General features: G+C 50.0%; 17 protein-coding genes. 8 read left to right on the top strand and 9 right to left on the bottom strand.

All coding sequences use genetic code 11. The features are described 5' to 3' along the window. Window positions 1-4 precede the first annotated feature (4 nt). Both HGD79_RS14995 and HGD79_RS14990 read left to right on the top strand, forming a co-directional pair. Window positions 5-985: a TIM barrel protein gene (locus tag HGD79_RS14995; protein ID WP_000256396.1), complete on the top strand. Its 981-nt coding sequence runs from the start codon at window positions 5-7 to the stop codon at window positions 983-985. A 101-nt stretch (window positions 986-1,086) separates the two neighbouring features. Next, complete coding sequence (locus tag HGD79_RS14990) at window positions 1,087-2,352, top strand: MFS transporter (RefSeq protein WP_000956312.1); 1,266 nt, start codon at window positions 1,087-1,089, stop codon at window positions 2,350-2,352. Between the two features lie 90 nt (window positions 2,353-2,442). Here the strand turns inward: HGD79_RS14990 and ompL are convergent, their stop codons facing one another. The 8 genes from ompL to yihU form a co-directional block, all read right to left on the bottom strand. Further along, entirely contained in the window at window positions 2,443-3,135 is a 693-nt protein-coding gene (gene ompL, locus HGD79_RS14985) for a porin OmpL (protein ID WP_000723472.1), read from the bottom strand. A gap of 67 nt (window positions 3,136-3,202) precedes the next feature. Beyond that, a complete protein-coding gene (locus HGD79_RS14980; RefSeq protein ID WP_001297066.1) occupies window positions 3,203-4,606 on the bottom strand; it encodes an MFS transporter in 1,404 nt (467 codons plus the stop codon). 42 nt (window positions 4,607-4,648) lie between these two features. Then, window positions 4,649-6,034, bottom strand: coding sequence for an MFS transporter (locus HGD79_RS14975; protein ID WP_000018387.1), 1,386 nt, complete (start codon window positions 6,032-6,034; stop codon window positions 4,649-4,651). Between the two features lie 45 nt (window positions 6,035-6,079). Further along, window positions 6,080-8,116: a sulfoquinovosidase gene (gene yihQ, locus HGD79_RS14970; protein WP_000380838.1), complete on the bottom strand. Its 2,037-nt coding sequence runs from the start codon at window positions 8,114-8,116 to the stop codon at window positions 6,080-6,082. Window positions 8,117-8,314: 198 nt separating this feature from the next. Then, window positions 8,315-9,217: an aldose-1-epimerase gene (locus tag HGD79_RS14965; protein WP_001167553.1), complete on the bottom strand. Its 903-nt coding sequence runs from the start codon at window positions 9,215-9,217 to the stop codon at window positions 8,315-8,317. Window positions 9,218-9,354: 137 nt separating this feature from the next. Beyond that, window positions 9,355-10,596, bottom strand: a complete 1,242-nt coding sequence (yihS, locus tag HGD79_RS14960; protein WP_000870916.1) for a sulfoquinovose isomerase — start codon at window positions 10,594-10,596, stop codon at window positions 9,355-9,357. 16 nt (window positions 10,597-10,612) lie between these two features. After that, entirely contained in the window at window positions 10,613-11,491 is an 879-nt protein-coding gene (gene yihT / locus HGD79_RS14955; RefSeq protein ID WP_001046453.1) for a sulfofructosephosphate aldolase, read from the bottom strand. 23 nt (window positions 11,492-11,514) lie between these two features. After that, window positions 11,515-12,411, bottom strand: a complete 897-nt coding sequence (gene yihU / locus HGD79_RS14950; protein WP_000718896.1) for a sulfolactaldehyde 3-reductase — start codon at window positions 12,409-12,411, stop codon at window positions 11,515-11,517. 167 nt (window positions 12,412-12,578) lie between these two features. Between yihU and yihV the strand changes: the two genes are divergently transcribed. The 6 genes from yihV to fabY all read left to right on the top strand — a co-directional run bounded on the left by yihV (window position 12,579) and on the right by fabY (window position 17,278). Further along, on the top strand, window positions 12,579-13,475 hold the full coding sequence (yihV, locus tag HGD79_RS14945) for a sulfofructose kinase (protein ID WP_000621656.1): 897 nt from the start codon (window positions 12,579-12,581) through the stop codon (window positions 13,473-13,475). Window positions 13,476-13,508: 33 nt separating this feature from the next. Next, complete coding sequence (locus HGD79_RS14940) at window positions 13,509-14,294, top strand: DeoR/GlpR family DNA-binding transcription regulator (RefSeq protein ID WP_000059678.1); 786 nt, start codon at window positions 13,509-13,511, stop codon at window positions 14,292-14,294. 98 nt (window positions 14,295-14,392) lie between these two features. Further along, on the top strand, window positions 14,393-14,992 hold the full coding sequence (gene yihX, locus HGD79_RS14935) for a glucose-1-phosphatase (protein ID WP_001295269.1): 600 nt from the start codon (window positions 14,393-14,395) through the stop codon (window positions 14,990-14,992). Next, complete coding sequence (locus HGD79_RS14930) at window positions 14,986-15,858, top strand: virulence factor BrkB family protein (RefSeq protein WP_000920762.1); 873 nt, start codon at window positions 14,986-14,988, stop codon at window positions 15,856-15,858. Before yihX ends, HGD79_RS14930 begins: the two co-directional genes overlap by 7 nt. Further along, a complete protein-coding gene (dtd, locus tag HGD79_RS14925) occupies window positions 15,855-16,292 on the top strand; it encodes a D-aminoacyl-tRNA deacylase (protein ID WP_000560983.1) in 438 nt (145 codons plus the stop codon). The genes HGD79_RS14930 and dtd overlap by 4 nt, the downstream gene beginning before the upstream one ends. Window positions 16,293-16,336: 44 nt before the next feature. After that, window positions 16,337-17,278 carry a fatty acid biosynthesis protein FabY gene (gene fabY / locus HGD79_RS14920; protein ID WP_001343389.1) on the top strand — a complete coding sequence of 314 codons (942 nt, stop codon included), beginning with the start codon at window positions 16,337-16,339 and terminating at the stop codon, window positions 17,276-17,278. Window positions 17,279-17,341: 63 nt separating this feature from the next. Here fabY and HGD79_RS14915 read toward each other — a convergent pair whose 3' ends face one another. Then, on the bottom strand, window positions 17,342-18,250 hold the full coding sequence (locus HGD79_RS14915) for an alpha/beta hydrolase (RefSeq protein ID WP_001299484.1): 909 nt from the start codon (window positions 18,248-18,250) through the stop codon (window positions 17,342-17,344). Window positions 18,251-18,397 lie beyond the last annotated feature (147 nt).

Raw genomic sequence — 18,397 nt, 5'->3', positions numbered from 1 at the left:
TTTTATGGTGACAATAAATAACGCAAGAAAGATTCTACAACGTGTCGACACTCTTCCTCTTTATTTACATGCTTATGCCTTTCATTTAAATATGCGGCTGGAAAGAGTGTTGCCTGCTGATTTACTTGATATCGCAAGTGAAAATAATCTACGTGGCGTCAAAATCCATGTTCTGGATGGCGAGCGTTTTTCTCTTGGTAATATGGACGATAAAGAACTCTCTGCCTTTGGGGATAAAGCCCGCCGTCTGAACCTTGATATTCATATTGAAACCAGCGCTTCAGATAAGGCATCTATTGACGAAGCCGTCGCCATTGCGTTGAAAACTGGGGCATCGTCCGTACGTTTTTATCCACGTTATGAAGGTAATTTGCGCGACGTATTATCGATCATCGCTAACGACATTGCCTATGTACGGGAAACGTATCAGGACAGCGGCCTGACTTTTACGATCGAACAGCATGAAGATTTAAAAAGCCATGAGCTGGTGTCGCTGGTCAAAGAAAGTGAGATGGAATCTCTTTCCTTACTGTTTGATTTTGCGAACATGATCAATGCAAATGAGCATCCCATCGACGCTTTAAAAACGATGGCGCCGCATATTACCCAGGTCCATATCAAAGATGCCTTGATCGTTAAAGAACCGGGTGGCCTGGGTCATAAAGCCTGTATTTCAGGTCAGGGTGATATGCCGTTCAAAGCGTTATTAACGCACCTTATATGCCTGGGTGATGATGAGCCGCAGGTGACGGCATATGGCCTGGAAGAAGAGGTTGATTACTATGCGCCGGCGTTCCGCTTTGAAGACGAAGATGATAATCCGTGGATCCCTTATCGCCAGATGAGTGAAACACCATTGCCAGAAAATCATTTACTGGATGCGCGGTTACGTAAAGAAAAAGAAGATGCAATTAATCAGATAAATCATGTGCGTAACGTACTACAACAAATCAAACAAGAGGCAAACCATCTTCTGAACCACTAATAAGTTTTAACTCATACGCAGTTAATAAAACCATTCCATATGAATGGTCGGTATCTTATTGCCTTTAAAACAGTGATTTTAAAAATCGCTTAGGGGATGTTATGCTCACGAAAAAGAAATGGGCGTTATTTAGTCTATTAACATTGTGTGGCGGTACAATTTATAAATTACCGTCGCTGAAAGATGCGTTTTATATCCCGATGCAGGAATATTTCCATTTGACCAATGGTCAAATTGGTAATGCTATGTCGGTAAACTCATTTGTCACGACAGTGGGTTTTTTTCTGTCTATTTATTTTGCCGATAAACTACCGCGCAGATACACCATGTCATTCTCACTCATTGCGACAGGATTACTGGGTGTTTATTTGACGACAATGCCGGGGTATTGGGGCATCCTCTTTGTCTGGGCGCTATTTGGCGTTACTTGCGACATGATGAACTGGCCGGTCTTGCTCAAGTCGGTGAGTCGATTGGGCAATAGCGAACAACAAGGTCGGTTGTTTGGCTTCTTCGAAACAGGGCGTGGCATTGTCGATACCGTGGTGGCATTTTCTGCGTTGGCAGTATTTACCTGGTTTGGCAGTGGCTTATTGGGTTTTAAAGCAGGCATCTGGTTCTATTCCCTTATTGTGATTGCCGTAGGCATTATCATTTTCTTTGTTCTGAATGACAAAGAAGAGGCACCGTCCGTCGAGGTGAAAAAAGAAGACGGAGCATCGAAAAACACCAGTATGACCTCGGTGCTGAAAGACAAAACTATCTGGCTTATTGCTTTTAACGTCTTCTTCGTTTACGCGGTTTACTGTGGCCTGACATTCTTCATTCCATTCCTGAAAAACATCTATCTATTGCCCGTTGCGCTGGTGGGGGCTTACGGCATCATTAACCAATACTGTCTGAAAATGATTGGTGGACCGATTGGTGGCATGATTTCAGATAAGATCCTGAAATCGCCGAGTAAATATCTATGCTACACCTTTATCATCAGTACCGCTGCGCTCGTACTGTTGATTATGCTGCCGCACGAAAGTATGCCGGTCTATTTAGGGATGGCATGTACGCTGGGCTTTGGCGCGATAGTCTTTACACAGCGAGCCGTATTTTTTGCACCTATCGGCGAAGCAAAAATTGCTGAAAATAAAACAGGCGCGGCGATGGCGTTGGGTAGCTTTATTGGTTACGCTCCGGCGATGTTCTGCTTCAGTCTGTATGGCTACATTCTGGATTTAAATCCGGGGATTATTGGCTACAAAATCGTGTTTGGCATTATGGCCTGCTTCGCATTCTGTGGTGCGGTGGTTTCCGTAATGCTGGTTAAGCGAATTAGCCAACGTAAGAAAGAGATGCTGGCGGCTGAAGCTTGATTAATGGCCGGATGTGCTTAATCCGGCCAACGAAAACCGTATCAACCGTAGGCCGGATAAGGCGTTTACGCCGCATCCGGCAGTTTCACATCAGAAGAAATACTTCGTCCCGATACGAATCTGGTTTTGCTCGCGGTGGTACGGTTCGACATTACGATCTAACCAACGTAATTCGAAATAAGGCAGCCAGTGTTCATTAATGCGATAACGGAAGGTATTAGTGATTTCCCAGTGATGATCTTTTCCATTGCTGCTATTAAAGTCATTTACGCGTATGAAATAATGTGGCTCAAATGTATAGGAAAATTTATCGGTGATTTTAAAATTCCAGTAGGTGCCAATTTCATAGGTGTCATTATTATCCAGTTCCCCGCTCAAATCTGTTGAACTATAGTTATTATGGTTATAGCGATTTCGTACTGTCAGATTAAACCATGGTACAAATTTATAGTTGACGTCCAGATACACTGCACCACCCGAACCGATACTCTTATCATTAATTAAGCCACCGGGCTGGATGGTTAATTTATCGGTTGGTTTGAATAAAGGATACCAACCTTCAATTTCATTATAGCCATGTTTTAGTTCATCTTCTCGCTGAAAGGTGTAGGTATTGGTTAACATAATACCCGCGCCCATATCGAAGTTATAACCCACACGTAGCATAACCTCGCCCTGATCGGAGGCAAGATTATATGCCTCCCTGTTTTCGACGTATGCGCCAGCAAATACCGAGGCAGAGGTCAGAGAAGATAATAAAATTATTGCATTAATCTTTTTCATAATAAGTCCATTTTTTAAACGTAGGGAGGCCGCCACCCACCAGAATGGAAATAGCGGCTATTGACATTTATAACGTTACGGAAGCCGTTTTTTCTTCTGTCGCCATCTCTTTATTTTTGCGTTGGTTGATTTCCTCAATAATCAATGCAAACCGTTTTTCATTGAGTGTGTAAAAGAATCCCATCGTCAATGCAGCAATAATTGCCAGTGCACAAGGCCAGATAAAAATGAGCTGACGCAAACCCTGTAATGTCGCATCGCTTTGCGCGATGTTGGGAACATAACCAATTTGCGTCAGCATAATGCCTGGCAAGAAGCCAGCAAGTGCGGCAGAAATTTTACGAAAGAAGGTATAACCGGTATAAACAGAACCTTCGGCACGAATACCGGTTTTCCATTCACCGTAATCTACGGTATCTGGTACCAGTGCCCAGTTCAGGCTGTTTACAAAGGCCGTGCCAAAAAAGGCGACACAAGAGAACATGACGAAAGTGAAAGAGTTACTTCCCCAGAAATAATTCAGTATATCACCCACCGCCCACAGCACCATGCCAGCTAAATAAACCTGTTTTTTACCAAAACATTTTACAGTTACTGGCACCAGTAATACGCCGACGAGGATGCATCCCATACTGAAGAATCCCATCCACGACAATAAATTAATATCATTCAGCACATACTGGGTGTAATAGACCTGAATCGCCAGTTTGATATTAAATGCCGCCAGAGTACACAGGTTAGCAATGCATAAAACCAGCAATGGTGGATTACGAAATATCGCGCAAAAAGATTTGAGAATACTGGCTTTATGTCCGGTTGGCGCTGTGTCCACATAATGCTCTTTGACGCCTCTGTAGCACAGCATCATAAAAATAAAGCCGCCAATGGAGAACATAAGTGCCGCACAGGCATAACCGACGGTTGAGTCAGAAAAAAGCGACTGCAACGGAATAAACGCCACGGTACAAATCAATAGCCCTATGGTTGCACCACCCTGGCGGTAAGCCGCGAGCTGCGCGCGCTCATTCGGGTTTTTGGTAATTGCCGGGATCATCGCACCATACGAGCAGTTCATCAGACTGTATGAAAGTCCAAACATCATAAACAGCGCGGTGGCAATCGTCGTTTTAACCGGCAAACAAAAGGTGGTGGCGATAAACTGGAGCGTTGCAATTAACGCCGCCGGAACTGCTGCATATAAAATAAAGGGACGAAATTTGCCTTTAGGCCCAATATTTTTCCGCGAGTCGAGTAAAAATCCGGTGAGCATATCGGTAAACGCGGTAAAAAACTTCGCCACCAGAAAGATAATCCCGCCATAGTAAGCAGGCATCCCTAATTCATCGGTATAAAATTTGAGGAGATACAGAGTACCGATGCAGAGCATTAAATTCGAACCGACGTCGCCCATACCATAGGCGATTTTTTCCCGCAGATTCAGTTTTAATGTCAGTGGATTATGGTCAGACATAATCACTCCTTATAACGCCCCGCAGGGCGTCGTTTATTATTATTACGCCGTGCGTTTACGGGCTTCTATCTCTTCCACAATGCGGACATACATCTTCTCGTTCAGGCTGTAGAAGCAACCCATCGCCACAATGGTGACTACCGCCAGTGCGCTTGGGTAGATGAAGATCAACTGGCGTAACCCTTCAATGGTGTGGTCAGCCTGTGCGACGTTCGGCACATAGCCAATTTGCGTCAGCATCCAGCCGGGGAAGAAACCAGCCAGCGCCTGAGACACTTTGCGAAAGAAGGTGAAGCCGGTGTAGACCGTGCCTTCCGAACGCACGCCGGTGCGCCACTCGCCGTACTCGACGGTGTCGGAAACCAGCGCCCAGTTCAGGCTGTTAACAAACGCTGAGCCGAAGAACGCCAGGCAGGAGAACGCCACAAAGCTGACCGAGCCGCCGCCGAAGAAATAGTTGAGCAGATCGCCCAGCACCCAAATCAGCAGGCCGCCGATATAGACCTTCTTCTTACCAAAACGTCTGACTGCGCCAGGCATCAGGAACACGCCGATGAAAATACAGCCCATGCTGAAAAATCCCATATACGACAACAGGATGGGATCGTTAAGTACGTACTGGGTGTAATAGACCTGAATGGCGAGCTTGACGTTAAACGCCCCTAAGGTGCAGAGGTTGGCAATACACAGAATGAACAGTGGGCGGTTACCGGCAATTGCGCGGAAAGATTGCAACAGGCCAGGCTTTTGCGCCGGATTGGTTGGTTGGGTTTCGACATAACGCTCTTTCACGCCTGAGTAGCAGATCCACATAAACAGCAGGCCGAACAGTGAAAACAGCGTGGCGGCGAAGATATAGCCAAGTTGCTGATTACCCTCGATAAGATTCATCACTGGCACGAATCCCACCGTGCACAGCAGCAGGCCCAGCGTAGCGCCGCCCTGACGCCATGCCGCCAGTGAGGCGCGTTCGTTGGGGTTTTTGGTGATAGCGGGAACCATTGCGCCGTAGGAGCAGTTCATCATGCTGAAAAACAGTCCGTAAAGCATAAACAGAATAGTGGCCATCACCGTTTTACCGGTGACATCAAACGGTGTGCCGACAAAGTTGGCGATCGCCAGTAAGGTGACCGGGAATGACGCATACAGAATAAAAGGACGGAACTTACCTTTTGGACCGATCTTGCGTCGGGAATCCAACATAATGCCGGTACCCATATCGGTAAACGCAGTAAAGAATTTTGAAATCAAAAAGATAATGCCGCCATAGGTGCCTGGCAGCCCCAGAACGTCGGTATAAAACTTCAAAAGATAAAGTGTACCGATATCCAGCAGGATGTTAGAGGCCAGGTCGCCAATACCGTAAGAGAGTTTCTCTTTAAAGGGCAGGCGTAAAGTTGCTGGATCTTCCGTTGTGATGTGACTCATCGATGTTCTCCCTTTGCCCATGAGTTTCCCCACGGGCGGATGTGATTAGATGCTTTTTAACGACGCGAACAGTGCCGCCCATTCGCTATCGGCGCGATAAAAGACCGGCGGCTTGCCGATGGGCGCATTAACGGTAACTTCCCCGCCCCGGAACGCTTCACCCGTCCAGGCGTGGACCCAGTTATCCTCCGGCAGATAGAGCGTCCAGTCGCTACGGCCTTCTTCATGCACCGGAGCGATCAGAATGTCGCGACCTAACAGGTACTGATATTTCAGGGTGTAAGTGTGCGCATCGTCTTCGTAATGCAGGAACAGCGGGCGCATAACCGGCAGGCCGGACTTCGCATTCAGCGCGACAGCCTCTTTCAGGTAAGGTTTCAGGGTGGTGAAGACGGAGGTCATACGGGCAAAATGGGCGATAGTTTCTGCGTCGCCGTCAAACTGCCAGTTGTCGCCAGGACGGTTACCTTCGTGGGTGCGCATCATCGGCGTGAAGGCGCTGAAATCGCACCAGCGCAGCAGCAGCTCTTTGCTGCGCTTCATCTCAAACAGGGTGGTGTAACCGCCAATGTCGCTGTGGTGCAGGCCATGTCCGGTCATTGCCAGCGACAGCGCCGCCGGGACAACCGACGCCAGGCCATCGTCGAGACTCCAGTCGACGTTCTGGTCGCCCGCCCACATCATGGTGGAGTATTTCTGGCTACCGGTAGAACCGGCGCGCATAAAGAAAAGGATCTCGCCGAGCTTGCCCGTTTCTTCAAGGGCTTCGTAGTTACATTTCGCCCACAGCGCGGGCCAGGCGTTATGCATAATTTCGGCGCTGATGCCGTTATGCAGGTAAGTGTCGGTGGGCAGATACTCGCCGAAGTCAGCCATCCAGCCGCCGCAGCCGAGTTCAATCATGTTCTTTTTGATCACTTCCTTGAACCAGGCGTAGGCTTCTGGATTAGTGAGATCGACAACGCCGCCGTAAAACTCGCCAAACTCCACCAGATAGTCACCGCCAGAGGCATCTTTTGCCAGATAGCCGTGTTGTGCCGCTTCTTCGCAGAGATCTTTATCGCTGGCAACATACGGGTTGATATAGGCCAGGAACTGCACGCCCTCCTGATTCCACTGCTTAATGCGTGAATCCAGTTGCGGGTAGTTTTCGCTGTTCCACTTCCAGTTCCACATCACGCGTTTGCCAAAAGAGGTCATACGAATACCGGACCAGTCCTGCGCCCAGATGCCGTTGACCTTCACGCCCGCGTTACGCATGGTGTCCAGTTTCTTCTGGCACACTTCCGTCCCGCCCTGAATGCCGAGCGTTACTCCGTCATAAATCCAGTCGGGCAGTTCTGGCTGGCGTCCCAGCAGGGCGGTTAATTTTTCCAGCAGGGAAATGTATGTGTCAGCACATTCAAAACGCAGCGTTGCTTTGTCTTCCCACAGCGCCAGTTCATGGTATTCCGGGGCACTAAAGTCGAAGTTCATATAGCAACTGTTATCAACATGGCAGTAATACTTCTGCGTGCTGACAAACGTAGGCTGTGGGAAGAAAGTCCAGTAATAGTCGCCGCCCGCATTTTCTTTGCAGTCGGCCTGCCAGGTGACATAGGTTTGTTTGTTGCGACCAACGCCTTGTTCACTGGTCCATAGCGGGAACGGTTTGCCACGCAGATCGAAGTAGGAAAACTGTTCGCCGCAGCCGTAGATATGGTCCTCTGGTTGAGCGGCAAGGCGCAGCCAGATACGGTTGTGGTTAAGGTTGTCGTTTTGTAGTTCCAGCAATAAACGGCCCTGATCGTCGGCAGAGATATTCAGCGTGGCGCTAATGTCAGAACCACGGCTGAAATGAATTAACCAACCATCCGGTGACTGGCTGACGATGGCGTCGGTAAGCGCAATTTTCTCCTGTAGTTTATCTTTAATGCTGAAATTACCGCGGAACATATCGATATCCGCTATACCTGAGCCAATCCATAAACAAGGATTATCTTTGCTATGGGTTAAAATAAGACGTTGTTGAAAATGTAGGGTAAAACTGTCGTTATTCTGATGAAATTGAAAATCTAATAACTGTGGACGTGGCGTATCCATAACTAATCTCCATAGAGTTGAGAACGAGATTGTTGCCTTCCTGTTATTACAGGCTTATGTAAAATGATTCTCATAAAACTGATATATAAAAACTTTACAGAAGCTGAGCTGTTTTTAACTTAATAAATTGAAGATACATAATGTTGCCTTTAGCGAGTGAAATGTTCTTCAATGATTTTGACTGCTAATCAATACAAGTTATTTTCTCTGTCCGTAAATGTTAAAAAACAGGCGGTGCGGTTTTCCTGGTTCCAGTAATAATAAGTCGATACCTGAATTAAAGGCGTTAGGCGGGCAACTCATAGGTTCAACTGCCAGTCCCTGACGCTGTAATTTTTCACCGCTATAAATTTGTACCCAGGGTTGATCGCAACAAAGGCTAACCGAAAGCGCCTGTTGTGGATGGGTAATGGTTATTTCCCACAGATCATTAGCGGTTTTAAAGGTGTGGTCGATTTTTGTCGCGGCTATTGTTTTCGCCTGCGTGAAATTTAAATCCAGCTCATCAACGTGGTGAAGCGTTGTCGGATTTACGTGTTCATCAACGGCATAAACCTGGTTTGCCGGAAGCTGGAACAGATATTCATCAACAGATGTTAAGTTGCAGGTTAAATAAGTATGAATACCCACGCCATAAGGCGCTGCGACAGTGCCGATATTCTGGCTTGCGATCTCAACGGAAAGACCCGTGTGTGCGTTGAGCGAATAAACAACTTGTGAAGCCAGCATAAACGGATAGCCGTAACTGGGCGGCAGAAAAGCTGTCAGGGTAACGCTGGTGGCGGTTAATTCACTAATTTGCCAGTCTCGCCAGGCAAGCAGCCCGTGAATAGCGGCTTTTGAACTATGTTCATTAATGGGTAACTGATATTCCTGCCCCTGATAGCGGTAACAGCCGTTGGCGATCCGGTTCGGCCACGGAATAAGCACTTTACCCAGATGCGCCAGCGGCATCTCTTCGGGTTTGTGCGGGATGACTAAATGACAACCCTGAAAGGTTAATTCAGCCAGACCAGCACCGACGGTCACAATGGTCGCGTGATAATCCCCCGCGGCAAGTGAAACGGTCTGTCCACTGCAATGCATATTGGTGATTTGCATACAAGGCACCTTAATTAACGACATACAGCCTCCCGTGAGGCTGATGTCAAACCCAAAAACTGCACCGGACGGTCCCCTCGCCCCTTTGGGGAGAGGGTTAGGGTGAGGGGAAAACCCGCACCCTATTTTCAGATCAGTTATTTCGCATTAATATCCAGCAGACCCGCTGCAACCGCTGGAGCCATGCCGGGCGCTAACGGGATACGCGGGATCACCAGGCAATGCAGCAGGTGATAAATATCCTGTTTGCCGTCCCAGACTTTGGTGGTGACCTTATTGTCCGCATCCAGCTCCTGCCACCAGGAACCATTTTCATAGTCCATCAGGTACTTAATGCAGTACTCCCACCATGTTTGATACCAGGTTTCATACTGGCGATCGCCAGTGACGGTGTAGAGCGCGTAGGCCGTACCCATTGCTTCGACGATAGGCCAACGTACACGTTCGCGGACCACCGGTTTTCCTTCCCAGTCAACGGTATAAACAATCCCGTCCGCGCCATCGGGTGCCCAGGCATCGCGCACGGTGGCGTTAAACAGACCTTTGGCATCTTCTAGCAGCCATGCTGGTGGTTGTTCGCAACGGGCTTCCAGGGCAGCATGGATGTGCAGCATTAAACGGCCCCATTCGATCCAGTGGCCTGGTGTACCTCCAAACGCGCGGAAGCGATGCGCCGGGTTATCTTTGTTGTAATCCGGCAGCGGATTCCACTGGGTATCGAAGTGTTCGTTAACGCGATAATGATTATTTCTGGCGACGTCGTGGATAATCACGGAAGCCACGCGAATCGCGCGATCCAGCCATTTTTTGTCGTGAGTGACGTCATAAACAATCAAGAAAGCTTCCACCGCGTGCATATTGGCATTGCCGCCGCGGTACTCTTCGGTTTTGCTGAAGGCTTCGTCCCAGGATTCCAGGCACATCTGCTCTTCTTCGCTCCAGAAATATTTCTCGATAATTTCAATGGTGTAATCGAGCAGCTTGCGCGCTTCCGGGTGACCCGTTGTGACGGCGCTGGCGGCACCCAGCAGAGCAAAGAAGTGTTGATAGCCCTGTTTGGAGGCATCCACCACGCCCTCGTCATTCACGCAGGCATACCAGCCGCCATATTTTTTATCACGCAGTGCGCCGTTCATGGCTTTGATACCGTGATCAACCAACGAGTAAGCGCCAGGTCGACCCATCGCCGCAGCAACGGAATAAACGTGCAACATACGAGCGGTGATCCACAGATGGGTGCCCATCTCTTCTTTGATTTGCCCTTTATTGCCTAACCAGCCAAAACCAGTCGGCACTACGGAATTTTTACCAAAATCAAAGATGCGGTCGGTTTCCTGTTCCAGCCAACGGTTGTGGCTTAGGGTGTTAAACCATTTCATTCCTTTTATCCTCATCTTAGCGGCGTTTAGCCATCATTTCGTCGACGATATCGCCAAGTTGTTGTAATTTCGGTGCGCAAACGTCACGCAGCATCAGCTCGTTGTCTGGTAAACCGACGACCGATGCCCAGACTGCACGGCCTGCCAGGAATCCCGATGCGCCCGCCGTCATTGCCACGCGTACGGCACGCGGGAACAGTTTTTCGTCGACACCGGAAGAGAGGATCACCCATGGCATATTGATATGGTCATTCAGACGTTGTGAAGCACAGAGAAGCTCTTGTTGCGGACCTTTGCCATAAAGCGGCATTTCAACTTTGTAGAGGTCAGCGCCACTGTCGCCCAGCTCTTTGGCGGCATCGATGATCGCTTGTTCGCGATCGAATTTATCGCCACGACGCGGTGGGCGGACGACTGGCTCAATGATGCTTACCAGACCGTGTGAGTGGCACAGTTCGTTGAACTCTTTCACCATATCCAGACGTTGCTGCGCATCTTCATCACTACGCCACAGCACCAGCAGTTTTAAGGCTTTGCCACCGTCTTGTTTGATCTGTAGCGGATTGATTTTGCGGTCAATAACCACGCTATCGACCGGAATACCGTTGCCAGGAATGAACTCATCGGCGGCGACAATCATGGCGCAACTTTTGGCAATCGCGTTTTGCTCAACCACCTGGCGGTAGCAGAATTGTTGATCTACCAGAATCGCCGAGGCATAAGGCGAGAGGGCCTTTGCAGCGTTAACTTTGAAATCAGTTAAAACGCTATCGGCTACCGGAGCGGGTGCCCCAGCCGCGGCAAACATCATGCGCATGGCTTCGCGCTGATCGACCGCCAGCATGGCAAAACCGCCCGATGCGCGCGTAATGTCGTTGATGGTGTACTTATTCATTCATTTATTCCTTTATCCAGTCGTTACATTTTTACTTTGGCAGTCATCCCGGCACTGACACGGACCTGTTCCAGAATGGCGGACCAGTCCTGGCGACCGCGACCCGCTGCGCGCGCCTGGCTATAAACCTCCCGTGAGGCGGCCCCCAGCGGCATTGGCACATGCAGCTGGTTGGCGACATCAAGGGCGATGCCAAGATCCTTATGGGCAAGATCGATCATGAAGGCGGGAGAAAGATCTCCGCTGAGGACTTTGTTTGGCCAGGAAGTGGTGAAGTGACCTTTACCGGCGGCGGTACCGCTCATCACTTTGACGGCAACATCGAAGGGAAGATTCAGGGCTTCGCACAAAACGGCGGCTTCTGCCGAAAGCGCATTGAGCGCGATGCTCATGTAGTTGTTGATGAGCTTAACGCGGATCCCCATGCCCGGACCGCCAGAGTTGATCAACTCACTGCCCATCGCCATCAGGATCGGTGTGGCACGTTCAACTTGTTCAGCGGTGCCGCCAGCCAGCAGTAACAGAGTACCGGTAATGGCATTTGCAGAAGTACGGCCTACCGGAACATCCATCATGCTGAAGCCTTTGGCTTGCATATCGGCAATCAATTTATCGGTTTGCAGCGGATGGATGGTGGACATATCAATGACCAGCGCATCGGTAGATAAGCCTTCGCAAACGCCGTTTTCACCGAACAACACGTTGCGCACCAGATCGCCATTCGGCAACATGGTAATGATAAATTCGGCATCTTTAGCGGCCTGCGCCGGGTTGGCGGCGGGAGTCGCACCTTTGTCTACCAGATGCCGCACAGCTTCGGCGTTCACATCAAAGACGCGAAGTTGATGCCCTTGCTGCAATAAATTGCTCGCCATTGGCGAACCCATTTGTCCTAAACCGATAAACGCGATTGCTGCCATAACCCTCTCCTGAATACAGTGATGTCACTTTTTGTCATTTATGACATGCTTTGCTTGTCTGTTTTTGATCGTATTTGTAATTTATCGTCAAAAAATTGACAGCCGTCACTTTTTAAACAATTGGTGAAATTAAAATGAACGCATCCCAAAATGTTTAAGGAATGACCATGATTCGTGTTGCTTGTGTAGGTATAACCGTGATGGATCGCATCTATTACGTGGAAGGGTTACCGACGGAGAGCGGTAAATACGTGGCGAGAAATTATACGGAAGTTGGTGGCGGGCCAGCGGCGACGGCAGCGGTTGCGGCGGCAAGGCTGGGGGCGCAGGTCGATTTTATTGGTCGCGTAGGTGATGACGACACGGGCAACAGCCTGCTGGCAGAGCTGGAATCCTGGGGCGTTAACACCCGTTACACCAAACGGTATAACCAGGCGAAATCTTCGCAATCCGCCATCATGGTGGATACCAAAGGCGAGCGGATAATCATTAACTACCCCAGCCCGGATCTGCTGCCTGACGCAGAGTGGTTGGAGGAAATTGATTTCTCTCAGTGGGATGTTGTGCTGGCAGATGTACGCTGGCACGACGGCGCTAAAAAAGCCTTCACCCTGGCCCGTCAGGCGGGTGTGATGACCGTTCTGGACGGGGACATTACGCCGCAGGATATCAGTGAGCTGGTGGCATTAAGCGATCACGCGGCCTTTTCAGAACCGGGTCTGGCGCGCTTAACGGGCGTGAAAGAGATGGCCAGTGCGCTAAAACAGGCACAAACGCTCACAAATGGTCATGTCTATGTGACCCAGGGTAGCGCAGGCTGCGACTGGCTGGAAAATGGTGGGCGTCAGCATCAACCGGCCTTCAAAGTTGATGTGGTAGATACCACAGGTGCGGGTGATGTTTTTCACGGCGCTTTGGCGGTGGCGCTGGCAACAAGTGGGGATTTAGCGGAGTCAGTCCGCTTCGCCAGCGGTGTAGCGGCGTTAAAATGCACACGTCCCGGTGGACGAGCCGGGATCCCTGACTGTGATCAAACCCGATCTTTTTTGTCACTTTTTGTATAAAATGCCAGGGTGATGGTTTTTCGAGGAATTTTCATGAGCCTTACCGAACTAACCGGTAACCCGCGGCACGACCAACTCCTCATGCTGATCGCCGAGCGTGGGTATATGAATATTGATGAGCTGGCAAATCTGCTGGATGTCTCCACGCAGACGGTCCGCCGGGATATTCGTAAATTAAGCGAGCAAGGCCTGATTACGCGCCATCACGGTGGCGCGGGTCGGGCTTCCAGCGTCGTTAATACGGCGTTCGAGCAGCGTGAGGTTTCGCAAACCGAGGAAAAAAAAGCGATTGCCGAAGCGGTGGCAGACTATATTCCTGATGGTTCAACAATATTTATCACCATTGGTACGACTGTTGAGCATGTTGCCCGGGCGTTACTTAACCATAATCATTTGCGGATAATCACCAACAGCCTGCGTGTGGCGCATATTCTTTACCACAACCCGCGCTTTGAAGTGATGGTGCCCGGCGGTACGTTGCGCTCTCATAATAGCGGGATCATTGGCCCTTCAGCGGCGTCCTTTGTGGCTGATTTTCGTGCTGATTATCTGGTAACAAGCGTTGGGGCGATTGAGAGCGATGGCGCGTTGATGGAGTTTGATGTAAACGAAGCTAACGTGGTGAAAACGATGATGGCGCACGCGAGAAATATTCTGCTGGTCGCCGATCACACTAAGTATCATGCTTCGGCGGCGGTTGAAATTGGTAACGTGGCACAGGTCACTGCGCTCTTTACCGACGAGCTGCCGCCCGCTGCGCTAAAATCACGCTTACAAGACAGCCAAATTGAAATCATTCTTCCCCAGGAAGACGCGTAGATTTTTGTGACCGTTAACCTGGCTTCATACCTTGCCACATAGCCAAACCCATCCTTTCCCGCTACAGTTAATTTCTTGTGGCGCGAAAGGAGGCAAAAATGCTCTATATCTTTGATTTAGGTAATGTGATTGTCGATATCGACTTTAACCGTGTGCTGGGAGCCTGGAGCGATTTAACGCGTATTCCGCTGGCATCGCTTAAGAAGAGTTTTCATATGGGGGAGGCGTTTCATCAGCATGAGCGTGGGGAAATTAGCGACGAAGCGTTCGCAGAGGCGCTGTGTCATGAGATGGCTCTACCGCTAAGCTACGAGCAGTTCTCTCACGGCTGGCAGGCGGTGTTTGTTGCGCTGCGCCCGGAAGTGATCGCCATCATGCATAAACTGCGTGAGCAGGGGCATCGCGTGGTGGTGCTTTCCAATACCAACCGCCTGCATACCACCTTCTGGCCGGAAGAATACCCGGAAATTCGTGATGCTGCTGACCATATCTATCTGTCGCAAGATCTGGGGATGCGCAAACCTGAAGCTCGAATTTACCAGCATGTTTTGCAGGCGGAAGGTTTTTCACCCAGCGATACGGTCTTTTTCGACGATAACGCCGATAATATAGAAGGAGCTAATCAGCTGGGCATTACCAGTATTCTGGTGAAAGATAAAACCACCATCCCGGACTATTTCGCGAAGGTGTTATGCTAAAAACCATTCAGGACAAAGCCAGGCACCGTACCCGTCCACTATGGGCCTGGCTAAAACTACTCTGGCAACGTATTGATGAGGACAACATGACAACCCTGGCAGGTAACCTTGCCTATGTGTCGTTGCTCTCATTAGTGCCGCTGGTTGCCGTTGTTTTTGCGCTTTTCGCCGCTTTTCCCATGTTTTCCGACGTCAGCATTCAGTTGCGTCACTTTATTTTTGCCAACTTTCTGCCTGCTACTGGCGATGTTATTCAGCGGTATATCGAACAATTTGTTGCCAATTCCAACAAGATGACCGCCGTTGGCGCGTGCGGGCTGATCGTCACCGCGTTATTGTTGATGTACTCCATCGATAGCGCGTTGAATACCATCTGGCGCAGTAAACGAGCGCGACCAAAAATTTACTCGTTTGCCGTGTACTGGATGATTTTAACGCTGGGGCCGCTGCTGGCAGGGGCTAGTCTGGCGATCAGTTCCTATTTGCTCTCCCTGCGCTGGGCGAGCGATCTCAATACTGTCATCGACAACGTGCTGCGTATTTTTCCGCTGCTGTTGTCGTGGATCTCCTTCTGGTTGCTGTACAGCATTGTTCCTACCATCCGCGTACCTAACCGCGACGCGATTGTCGGCGCGTTTGTTGCTGCACTCCTGTTCGAAGCAGGAAAGAAAGGTTTCGCGCTTTATATCACCATGTTCCCGTCATATCAGCTCATTTACGGTGTGCTTGCGGTGATCCCCATTCTCTTTGTCTGGGTCTACTGGACATGGTGTATCGTCTTGCTTGGCGCGGAAATTACTGTCACTCTCGGGGAATACCGCAAACTAAAACAAGCTGCTGAACAAGAAGAAGACGACGAACCATGATTGCATTAATTCAACGCGTAACCCGTGCCAGCGTCACCGTGGAGGGAGAAGTGACGGGCGAAATTGGCGCGGGACTTTTGGTGTTATTGGGTGTCGAAAAGGATGACGACGAACAGAAAGCAAACCGTCTGTGCGAGCGTGTGCTCGGCTACCGCATCTTTAGCGATGCCGAAGGCAAGATGAATCTCAACGTGCAACAGGCGGGCGGCAGTGTGCTGGTGGTTTCCCAGTTTACCCTCGCCGCAGATACCGAACGGGGGATGCGCCCAAGTTTCTCCAAAGGTGCATCACCGGATCGCGCAGAGGCGTTATATGACTATTTCGTCGAACGCTGCCGTCAACAAGAGATGAACACGCAAACAGGACGCTTCGCTGCGGATATGCAGGTATCGCTGGTCAATGATGGCCCCGTGACATTCTGGTTGCAGGTATGAGCCAGCTTCCAGGGTTGTCACGGGAAACAAGAGAGAGTATCGCTATGTATCACCTTCGGGTTCCACAAACAGAAGAAGAATTAGAGCGTTACTATCAGTTTCGCTGGGAAATGTTGCGTAAGCCCCTGCATCAACCAAAAGGTTCGGAACGCGACGCGTGGGATGCGATGGCGCATCATCAGATGGTCGTCGATGAGCAGGGTAATCTGGTGGCGGTAGGCCGACTGTATATTAATGCCGACAATGAAGCGTCCATTCGCTTTATGGCCGTTCACCCGGACGTGCAGGACAAAGGGTTAGGCACGCTGATGGCTATGACCCTGGAGTCGGTGGCGCGTCAGGAAGGCGTTAAGCGCGTGACCTGTAGCGCCCGTGAAGACGCGGTGGAGTTTTTCGCCAAGCTGGGATTCATTAATCAGGGGGAGATCACCACGCCAACCACCACGCCGATTCGCCATTTTTTGATGATTAAGCCCGTCGCCACTCTGGATGATATTTTGCATCGCGGCGACTGGTGCGCGCAGCTGCAACAGGCGTGGTACGAACATATCCCGCTTAGTGAAAAAATGGGCGTGCGTATTCAACAATATACCGGGCAAAAATTTATCACCACCATGCCGGAAACCGGCAATCAGAATCCGCACCATACGCTGTTTGCCGGGAGTTTATTCTCGCTGGCGACGCTCACCGGTTGGGGGCTTATCTGGCTGATGCTGCGTGAACGCCACCTCGGCGGAACGATTATTCTGGCGGATGCGCATATCCGCTACAGCAAGCCGATTAGCGGTAAACCTCATGCGGTAGCCGACCTTGGTGCCTTAAGCGGCGATCTCGACCGTCTGGCGCGCGGACGAAAAGCACGGGTGCAGATGCAAGTTGAAATCTTTGGCGACGAGACGCCGGGAGCAGTGTTTGAAGGCACGTATATCGTTCTGCCCGCGAAGCCATTTGGCCCGTATGAAGAGGGCGGGAACGAAGAAGAGTAGGGGCGTTTTACTTGACTGAAAAGGTTTTCAATCTGAAAACCTTTTCAGGGCCCAGGTCCGAAGTTACCTTCCCGCTCTCCAGGCAACATCCCGTAGTGCCGATCGCGCGGCCTCGCTGATACCACCTAACTGAAAAAATCCGTGGATAACGCCAAGGTAGCGTTGGCAGGTGCATTGCACTCCTTGCCCTGTCATGCGGTGATACAACGCTTCACCTTCATCGCAAAGTGGGTCGTATTCAGCGGTAATGATATGTACAGGTGGCAAGCCATTGAAATCATCGCGCCATAGAGGACTGGCTTCAGGATGCTTGCGATCAATATCTGGTAGGTACATCTCAAAGCCGCTCAGTAGAGTATCGCGTGTGATGATGTAATCGTGACCATTGCGGATATAGCTTTCGAAATGCGCAGTCGCATCAAGCATGGGATAAATTAATATGAGTTGTGCAGGTTGCCACTCGCCAGCACGCTTTAATCGCAAAGCAGTTACCAGCGCCAGATGTCCGCCCGCACTGTCACCGGCAAGAGTTATCCGCTGTTTATCAACGCCAAGTCGTTCGGCGTGTTGCAAGACTAATTCTGCACCTCGTTGCGCATCATCATGGGCGGCGGGGAAAGTATGTTCCGGTGCCAGCCGATACTGGACGGCAATAACCCGACATTGCCCGTAATAGGCTAACTGGCGCAGCTGGTTGTCGTGAGTTGCGAACCCGCCGCTAACAAAACAGCCACCGTAGTAATAAATTATCGTCGGGAGTAATGTCGGGGCATTCAGCGGCGACACTATTCGTAAGGTCATCCCTTCAAGTTCGATAGTCTGAATATCTACCCGCGTTTCTGTCTCACCCGCAAGGACAGCGCTGGCGATATAGCCCTCCCTGCGCTGCGCAATACTTTGTTGACGCGATGAGGGGCGACCCGCAGCGATAAACTTTTCGACTAACTCTGCAATTCCTTTTTCCAGTGCCATAGTAGAACTTATTTTGCTGTATGAATGTACAGTCTTATACACCCGTTTTTGCTGGATGGATACAGGGAAATTCACGGGCGTGAAAAATCTGGAAAGCGCCTCGCAAATCTAAAGACAAACCCGGCAGAGACGTGGTTTTGCTGGAGC

It is taken from the genome of Escherichia sp. SCLE84 (genome assembly GCF_012584495.1).
In the GTDB taxonomy this organism is placed as follows: Bacteria; Pseudomonadota; Gammaproteobacteria; order Enterobacterales; family Enterobacteriaceae; genus ECMA0423.
This window is presented reverse-complemented; position numbering and strand designations above follow the sequence as displayed.